3 protein-coding genes are annotated in these 1,842 nt (G+C 44.8%); all 3 read left to right on the top strand.

From position 1 onward, the window contains the following. Nucleotides 1-595, top strand: a 595-nt coding sequence (locus ACZMB2_RS14120) for a hypothetical protein (protein ID WP_487597184.1), incomplete at its 5' end; no start/stop codon positions are given. A gap of 35 nt (nt 596-630) precedes the next feature. After that, nucleotides 631-1,302, top strand: coding sequence for a hypothetical protein (locus ACZMB2_RS14115; protein ID WP_487597183.1), 672 nt, complete (start codon nt 631-633; stop codon nt 1,300-1,302). Beyond that, the coding region (locus tag ACZMB2_RS14110; RefSeq protein ID WP_487597182.1) for a PRTRC system ThiF family protein at nt 1,299-1,842 on the top strand (544 nt) is incomplete at its 3' end. The genes ACZMB2_RS14115 and ACZMB2_RS14110, both read left to right, overlap by 4 nt.

Genomic DNA, 1,842 nt, shown 5'->3' with positions numbered 1-1,842 from the left:
GTTCATCAAGTATCACAGGATGATGGATATAACCGATACCCCTTATTTTGAGATGTCGGAAGTCTGTATCGATTATGTGGACTTTGAACAGCTTGATGAGGAAGAGAAAAAGGATTTGTACAGAAAGGAAAAGCTTTTCAGGTCATATGAGAAAGGGAAAATCCACAGGAAGCTGTGCCGGATGCACTCCAGAGCTTTCTGTAGGAATCTGGAAGAACATATCAGCAACTGTAATCCTTCCAGCAATAAGGAAAAAAGACTTTTGGAACTGATTACTGAAGGGATGTCCCTGATTGCAAAAGACAGTCCTCATATCTTGAATTATGACTATGACTATGCAAGCGAAAAGGAAAGGGATTTCGAACCGCCACCGCTCGAATATCAGATTCTGCTTACATATTCCATTACGGATACGGTTACCAAAGACATGGAAAGCTGTTTCAGTACTGATTGTCAGGAGACATATAACCAGACTCCCGTATCATTTACCTTCATCACACCGGAAACAGAGGAACTTTTCAAACCGGACAACTATCCGGAGCGTTTCTCCAGTTGGTTTGAGAAATTTGTAGAACATGTTACCTATAATTTATAAACATCATGAATGAACTAACAAAAAACATACAGAAAATGATGGTACCGAAGGCGGCTATCATAGCCTACAAATATGAAGACAGAAGAAATTTTGATACCAGGTACTTCATAGAATTGCGTCCCATCGGAAAAAACGGACAGATGGGAGCAGGTTTCCCCGTCACATACGAATTCATAAATACCCTACTGGAATCCTATACGGAGGAAATGAGCGGGATACCGGCAGGCAGAGTCCCCGAAAACATGCTGGCCTGCAATCCAAGAAAAGGACAGGAAGAATATATCTGGTACAATCCGCCCGGAAAGAGACAGATGTTCTTTCACAAGGATCTCAATATACAGGACGGCATGTTCAATCTGCCGGGAATTGTCTACCATGTAAAAAACGGAAGCATGGACGTATTCGCTTTCAAGGGGAAACGTCCGGTGGAGACGACTCCGCTGTTCCGTGCCCCGTTCTTCAACGTGACCGGATCAAGTGTCTGCCTTGGCAGCAGTTCTCTGGAAAAGCCACAGAACCCGACTTTCCTTTCCCTGCTGGAATACTGGGAAAAACGGTTCTGGCTGACTGAATTCTCCCATCTTGGAGGAAATGTCAATCCTACCGTTTCAAATCTTGTCATCGTCACCGAGAGCATAAGAAACAATCCGTTCGACATGAACGAACTCAAGCCCATGAATAAAAAACTTAAAGACATACTTCTATGAAAAAGATACATTTTACCGACCGCTACCTGCTCAATCCGCGTCATCCGGTAACGGTATTCGTCATCGGAGCCGGAGGTACCGGCTCACAAGTGATAACCAATCTGGCACGTATGAGCATGGCACTTCAGGCATTGGGCCATCCCGGACTACATGTCACCGTATTCGATCCCGATACGGTAAGCCAGGCCAATATAGGACGCCAGCTTTTCAGTGAGACGGAACTGGGACTGAACAAGGCCGTATCACTTGTCACACGCATCAACCGTTTCTTCGGATACGCATGGACTGCCGAACCGCAATGTTTTCCTACAAGGAATTTTTCTGAAGACAGCACAGCAAATATCATCATAACCTGTACGGACAATATACGCTCACGTCTTACGCTTTGGAAGTTCCTGAAGAAAGTCCGCAAAGAAAACTTCAGTGACCATTCGGCTCCCATATACTGGATGGATTTCGGGAACAGCCAGACAAAGGGACAGGTCATCATCGGGACGGTACGTGAGAAAGTTATCCAACCTTCTTCACAGGAATATATTC

It is taken from the genome of Hominiventricola sp., from assembly GCF_057604405.1.
This window is presented reverse-complemented; position numbering and strand designations above follow the sequence as displayed.